Raw genomic sequence first — 6,304 nt, 5'->3', positions numbered from 1 at the left:
CACCTGACCCACGGCTTCCGGCCCAACATCAGCGGCAAGATGTTCCACCAGCAGCAGTACGGCACCGATCCGGAGACCGGCCTGCTGGACTACGACCTCCTCGCGGCCAAGGCGCGCGAGTTCAAGCCGTTGATCCTGGTCGGTGGCTACTCCGCGTACCCCCGCCGGGTGGACTTCGCCAAGATGCGCGAGATCGCCGACGAGGTGGGCGCGACCCTGATGGTCGACATGGCCCACTTCGCGGGGCTGGTGGCCGGCAAGGTCTTCACGGGCGACGAGGACCCCGTGCCGCACGCGCACGTCACCACGACGACGACGCACAAGTCCCTGCGCGGTCCTCGTGGGGGCCTGGTGCTCGCCACCGGGGAGTACGCACCCTCGGTCGACCGGGGGTGCCCGATGGTCCTCGGCGGCCCGCTCTCGCACATCATGGCCGCCAAGGCGGTCGCGCTCGCCGAGGCACGACAGGACTCGTTCCGGGGCTACGCCCAGCGCATCGCAGACAACGCCAAGTCCCTGGCCGACGGCTTCCTGAGCCGTGGCGCCAACCTCGTCACCGGGGGCACGGACAACCACCTCGTGCTGCTCGACGTCACCTCGTTCGGCCTGACCGGCCGCCAGGCCGAGAGCGCCCTGCTCGACGCGGGCGTCGTCACCAACCGCAACTCGGTGCCGGCCGACCCCAACGGTGCCTGGTACACCTCGGGCATCCGCCTGGGCACCCCGGCGCTCACCACCCGGGGGTTCGGTCACGACGAGTTCGACCGGACCGCCGAGCTCATCGTGCAGGTGCTGCAGAACACCCAGCCCGGCGCCACCAAGGCGGGCGGGCCGTCGAAGGCGTCGTACGTCCTGGCCGACGGCGTGGCCGACAAGGTCAAGGACGCCTCGGCGGAGATGCTCGACAAGCACCCGCTCTACCCGGGGCTCGAGCTCGTCTGACGGTCCCCTCCTGAGCCGAGGGGACCGGTGCGGGTGAGCCGGGTCAGGCTTCGGGGTACCTCCTCGGGCGTCGCGGTGACGTCGCGGGGACGCCGCCGCAGTCTCGGGAGGCCCCATGTCCAACAACAGCGCCACCACCGCGGAGCAGTCGCCGTCCACGCGCGACCGCACCCACTACCTCTACATCGCCGTCATCGCCGCGGTCGCCCTCGGGGTCCTGGTCGGACTGGTGTTCCCGGACTTCGCCATCGAGCTCAAACCCCTGGGTGAGGGCTTCGTCTCGCTGATCACGATGATGATCCAGCCGGTCATCTTCTGCACGATCGTGATCGGCGTGGGGTCGGTCGCCAGCGCCGCCAGGGTGGGCAAGGTCGGCGGCCTGGCCCTCGGCTACTTCCTGACGATGTCGACGGTGGCCCTGGCCATCGGCCTGGTGGTGGGCAACCTCATCAAGCCGGGCGAGAACCTCGACATCGACGAGGAGGCCTCCAGCGCCGGACAGGCCGCGGCCGAGGAGGGGCACGGCAGCACGACCGAGTTCCTGCTCGGCATCATCCCGGACTCGTTGTTCTCGGCGCTCACCAGCGGCGAGGTGCTGCAGACGCTGCTCGTCGCGCTGCTCGTCGGGTTCGCCCTGCAGCGGATGGGTGAGGCCGGCAAGCCGGTCCTCCGGGTGATCGAGGTGCTCCAGCGACTCGTCTTCCGGGTGCTGGCCATGATCATGTGGGCCGCGCCGATCGGCGCCTTCGGAGCGATCGCGGCGGTGGTCGGCGAGACCGGGCTGGATGCCCTCAAGAGCCTCGCGATCCTGATGGTGGCGTTCTACGTGACCTGCTTCGTATTCGTGTTCATCGTGCTCGGTGCCGTCCTGAGGCTCACCGCAGGCGTCAACCTGTTCACGCTGCTGCGCTACCTCGCCCGCGAGTTCCTGCTGATCCTCTCGACGTCGTCGTCGGAGTCCGCGCTGCCACGGCTGATCGCGAAGATGGAGCACGCCGGCATCGACAAGACCACGGTCGGCGTGGTGGTCCCCACCGGCTACTCGTTCAACCTGGACGGCACGGCGATCTACCTGACGATGGCCTCGCTGTTCATCGCCGAGGCGCTGGGCGACCCGCTCTCGATCGGCGAGCAGATCTCCCTGCTGGTGTTCATGGTCATCGCCTCCAAGGGGGCCGCGGGCGTCACCGGCGCCGGACTGGCCACGCTGGCGGGCGGGCTCAGCTCCCACCGTCCCGAGCTCGTCGACGGCGTGGGCGTGATCGTCGGGATCGACCGCTTCATGTCCGAGGCCCGGGCGCTGACCAACTTCGCCGGCAACTCGGTCGCGACGGTGCTGGTCGGTCACTGGACCGGAGGCATCGACCGCGAGCGGTTCGACCGGGTGCTGGCCGGCGAGGTGCCGTTCGACGAGTCGGACATGCTCGACGAGGAGTACGAGGCCGCGCACACCGCGGCACCTCAGCCCGAGCTGGCGTCCAGCCGGTCCAAGCAGTAGCGGGCGATCACGGCTCGGTCACCGGCGATGCGCAGCGTGTCGTCGGTGATTGGGCCGTCGAACAGGTCGACGGGGACGGCCGAGAGCCCCGTCATGAGCAGCGACCGAATGGCGTGGGCGCGTCGGACCACGGCCTCGGCGATGTCGCAGCCCTCGTCGCGCAGGCCCTCGACGTACGCCGGGATGATGGCCTCGTCGACCTCGGCCAAGGTATCGGCGGAGCGCTTGCCGATCTGGACGTCGCCGACCAGGAGTGTCTGGAGGTCGAAGCCGACCGGTGCCGGGCCCCAGAAGCCGAAGTCGATCATCATGATGTCGCCGCCCGGACCGTCCAGCAGGTTGTTCGGGCAGGCGTCGCCGTGGCTGGTGAGCCGCGGGAGGGCGTCGCCCTCGGCGGCCAGCGCGGGGGCCCGGTCGGCCGTACGTCGGCGACGGTCCCTCAGGTCGTCGTCGAAGGCCGCGCAGAGCGGGTGCTGCCACACCTCGTCGCCCTGCAGCATCGGCGTCACGTCGACCGCGACGCGGCCGAACGTGTAGGACGACAGGCTCCAGTCCACGTCTCGCAGCGCGGCGAGCGGTGCCACGTCGGGGCTCGCGGCCAGACGGCCGAGCAGGTAGGCCGCCCGGCGGTAGCGATCGAGGTCCCAGTCCATCTCGGCAGCAGAGACGTCCTCGATCCAGATCGCCGCGGAGAGCTCGTCCAGGTCCACCACGTGGAGGGGGCGGGGCATCGTCAGCCCCGCGGGGAGTCGATCGGCCAGGTCGGAGCGGTAGACCTCCGCCTCGGTCCGCCACGGGACGGAGGCGGCGGCCATCGCCTGGAACTCCGCCGGCACGTACTGGAAGAACGGGTGCCTGCTCCACGACTGGATGTGCTTGACGAAGATCCGCCACGGCTCGGTGCCACGCGACGTCGTCGCGGTGCCGCTCACCCAGTGCCGCGACGCCGTGGTGATGGCAGGCATGTCGTAGGCGACCCGCTCCACCTCGACGTCGAGCACGTCCACCGAGTCCTCGTGGAGGAGGCCGGCGACGATCGCGGCCAGCTGGTCGTCGGTGACGTCAGCCGCGCCCAACAACGCCCGGGATCCCATGCCGGAGACGGTAGGGCTGAGTCAGGTGTGCGGTGAAGGGGTCGGCGGGGCGGTCTGTCCCATCATCTCCCGGAACACGTCGTGCAGAGGGGCACCGTCGGTCGCCGGCGTCACGACGACCGGGTCGTCGACCCGGACCACGCCTGGCGACACCACCCGCAGGTAGGCGCCGGGCCTGCCCGCCTCGGTGAACTGCCGCATCCAGCCCTTGACGCCCATCCGGTTGGCGAAGGTGCGGCACGGCGTGCGTGGCGCGGTCACCTCGAGCACGACCTCCGCGCCGATCGCCCACAGGTCGCCGACCCGGCTCGCGTCGACGTCCAGCCCGCGCAGGGTCAGGTTCTCGGCGAAGGCGCCGTCGGGCAGGTCCAGCCCGAGCCGCTCCTCCCAGGTGTCGAGCTCCTCGCGCGCGTAGGCGTAGACCGCCTGGAGGTCGCCGCCGTGGAACCGCGGGTTGCCGATGACGTCTCCCTCGAGGCCGCTGCCACCCGGTCCCGGGGCGCGGAGCAGGGCCGACCCGACCGGGCGTTTCCCGAAGCCGGTGACGCCACCGCCTCGCCGGGCCGGGTTGGGCTCCGCGGAGCCGACGTTGACCGACTGGATCCGCGCGGTCACCGGCGGGGGGTCGCCCGGTCGACGATCCCGCGCAGGTCGCCGCCGTCCAGGGCGCCGAACGTGCCGTCGTACGACGTCCCGAGCCGGGAGGCGCAGAAGACGTCGGCCACCTCGGCGGGGGAGAAGCGGACCAGCAGCGATCCCTGGAGCACGGCGGCCATCCGGCCGGCCAGGCGGCGGGCACCGACCTCCAGGGCGGCGGGGTCGCCCAGCATCGAGCCGAGCAGGGCCAGCGTGTCGTCGACGGCCCGGTCGAGCCGGGCGTCGGATCCCCGGGCCAGACCGACCTCGGTGATCCACGCGTCCAGGGCCTCGGGCTCGCGCGAGAGTGCCCGGAGCACGTCGAGCGCGTTGACGTTGCCGGACCCCTCCCAGACCGAGTTGAGCGGAGCCTCCCGGTAGAGCAGGGGCATCTGCGACTCCTCGACGTAGCCGTTGCCGCCCAGGCACTCCAGGGCCTCGGCGGTCACGGCCGGGGTGCGCTTGCACACCCAGAACTTCGCCAGCGGCAGCGCGATCCGGCGCAGCGCCGACTCGTGGGGGTCGGAGAGGTCGTCGACGGCGGCGGCCAGCCGCACCGCGAGGACGGTCGCCGCCTCCGACTCCACCGCGAGGTCGGCCAGCACGTTCTGCATCAGCGGCTTGTCGATCAGTAGCGACCCGAACGCCGACCGGTGGGCCGCGTGCCAGCTCGCCTCGGAGACGGCCCGGCGGATGAGCGAGGCGGAGCCGAGGACGCAGTCCAGCCGCGTCGCGGCGACCATCTCGATGATCGTCCGGACCCCTCGGCCCTCGTCACCGAGCCGGACGGCGAGCGTGCCGTTCATCTCCAGCTCCGAGGAGGCGTTGGACCGGTTGCCGAGCTTGTCCTTGAGCCGGACGACGTCGATCGGGTTGCGGGTGCCGTCGGGCAGGACGCGCGGCACCACGAAGCAGGTCACGCCCGCCTCCGCCTGCGCGAGCATCAGGAAGACGTCGTTCATGGGCGCCGAGGTGAACCACTTGTGGCCGTGCAGGGTGTACTCGCCGTCGACCTCGGTCGGCCGAGCCTCGGTGACGTTGGCGCGGACGTCGGAGCCGCCCTGCTTCTCGGTCATCCCCATCCCGGCCAGCACGCCGGTCTTGGACGAGGCCACCCGCAGGCCCGGGTCGTAGGACGTCGAGGCCAGCAGCGGCGTCCACTCCTTGGCGATCGCCTCGTCCGCCCGGAGCGCGGGCACGGCCGCGTAGGTCATCGACACGGGGCAGCCGTGACCGGGTTCGGTGTGCGACCACGCCATGAACCCGGCCGCCCGCCGGACGTGGGCGTGCGTGTCCCCGTCGTCCTGGCGCTCCCAGGGTGTGGCACCCAGCCCGTGGCCGATCGCCCGCTCCATCAGCCAGTGCCAGGACGGGTGGAAGTCGACCTCGTCGACCCGGTTGCCGTAGCGGTCGTACTGGCGCAGCACCGGGTGGTGCTCGTTGGCCAGCCGGCCCTGCTCGCGGGCCTCCTCGGTGCCCGCCTCGGCCCCGATGGCGTCGAGGGACTCGAGCACCTCGGCGCCGGCGTGCCGCGTGACCGCCTCGGACAGGGCCGCATCGGCGGTGACCACGTTGTGTCCGGCGAGGAGCGGGACCTGGTTGGCGGCCCTGCGGATGTCTGCGCGGCTCTGCTCCACCATGCGATTACCGTACGACGTATGGCCGACGAGGCGGTGCTGCCCGCTCGTCTGCAGAGGGCCCGGGACCTGACCTGGCGGCTCGTGGTCACCACGGCGAGCAGCTGCCTGCGCTACCGGGTCACGGGGCTGGCCGCCGAGGCGGCGTTCTTCGCCGTCCTCTCGGTCCCGCCGCTGATCTTCGCCCTCGCGGGCGCCATCGGCTACGTCACCGACCAGCTGGACCCCGGACAGATCGACGACATCCGCATCGCGGTCCTCGACTTCTCGGGCCGGCTGCTCACCGACCGGGCCGTCGACAGCATCATCGAGCCCACGCTCAACAGCGTCCTGCGCGGCGGCCGGTTCGACGTCATCTCGCTGGGCTTCGTGCTGGCCCTGTGGTCCGGCTCGCGAGCGCTCAACGTCTTCATCGACACCATCACCGTGATGCACGGGCTGGGCGGGCACCGGGGGATCATCCGGACCCGCGCGCTCTCCTTCGTCCTCTACATCCT

At 71.5% G+C, this 6,304-nt stretch carries 6 protein-coding genes; 3 read left to right on the top strand and 3 right to left on the bottom strand.

Features of this window, described 5'->3' with window-relative positions; translation table 11 throughout:
* Together JHD21_RS19565 and JHD21_RS19560 are read left to right on the top strand one after the other, a co-directional pair.
* The coding region (locus tag JHD21_RS19565) for an aminotransferase class I/II-fold pyridoxal phosphate-dependent enzyme (protein WP_292678667.1) at positions 1-942 on the top strand (942 nt) is incomplete at its 5' end.
* Between the two features lie 115 nt (positions 943-1,057).
* Positions 1,058-2,440: a cation:dicarboxylase symporter family transporter gene (locus JHD21_RS19560; RefSeq protein WP_292678664.1), complete on the top strand. Its 1,383-nt coding sequence runs from the start codon at positions 1,058-1,060 to the stop codon at positions 2,438-2,440.
* Here JHD21_RS19560 and JHD21_RS19555 read toward each other — a convergent pair.
* Genes JHD21_RS19555 through JHD21_RS19545 form a run of 3 tightly spaced genes read right to left on the bottom strand, consistent with a single transcriptional unit; the run spans position 2,404 to position 5,810 of the window.
* On the bottom strand, positions 2,404-3,534 hold the full coding sequence (locus JHD21_RS19555; RefSeq protein WP_292678661.1) for a hypothetical protein: 1,131 nt from the start codon (positions 3,532-3,534) through the stop codon (positions 2,404-2,406). The genes JHD21_RS19560 and JHD21_RS19555 overlap by 37 nt on opposite strands.
* Before the next feature lie 21 nt (positions 3,535-3,555).
* The gene (locus JHD21_RS19550; RefSeq protein WP_292678658.1) at positions 3,556-4,149 is read right to left on the bottom strand and encodes an MOSC domain-containing protein; all 594 of its coding nucleotides are present in this window, start codon (positions 4,147-4,149) and stop codon (positions 3,556-3,558) included.
* Positions 4,146-5,810, bottom strand: coding sequence for an acyl-CoA dehydrogenase family protein (locus JHD21_RS19545; RefSeq protein ID WP_292678655.1), 1,665 nt, complete (start codon positions 5,808-5,810; stop codon positions 4,146-4,148). The genes JHD21_RS19550 and JHD21_RS19545 overlap by 4 nt, the downstream gene beginning before the upstream one ends.
* A gap of 18 nt (positions 5,811-5,828) precedes the next feature.
* On the opposite strand from JHD21_RS19545, the gene JHD21_RS19540 reads away from it, so the two are divergent.
* Positions 5,829-6,304, top strand: a 476-nt coding sequence (locus tag JHD21_RS19540; RefSeq protein WP_292678653.1) for a YhjD/YihY/BrkB family envelope integrity protein, incomplete at its 3' end; no start/stop codon positions are given.

Source organism: Nocardioides sp., from assembly GCF_016462705.1.
Taxonomy (GTDB): domain Bacteria; phylum Actinomycetota; class Actinomycetes; order Propionibacteriales; family Nocardioidaceae; genus Nocardioides.
This window is presented reverse-complemented; position numbering and strand designations above follow the sequence as displayed.

Bases quoted from the DNA above. Each gene is read 5' to 3' on its own strand.
- JHD21_RS19560 (WP_292678664.1), top strand. From the start codon at position 1,058: ATGTCCAACAACAGCGCCACCACCGCGGAGCAGTCGCCGTCCACGCGC.
- JHD21_RS19555 (WP_292678661.1), bottom strand. From the start codon at position 3,534: ATGGGATCCCGGGCGTTGTTGGGCGCGGCTGACGTCACCGACGACCAG.
- JHD21_RS19545 (WP_292678655.1), bottom strand. From the start codon at position 5,810: ATGGTGGAGCAGAGCCGCGCAGACATCCGCAGGGCCGCCAACCAGGTC.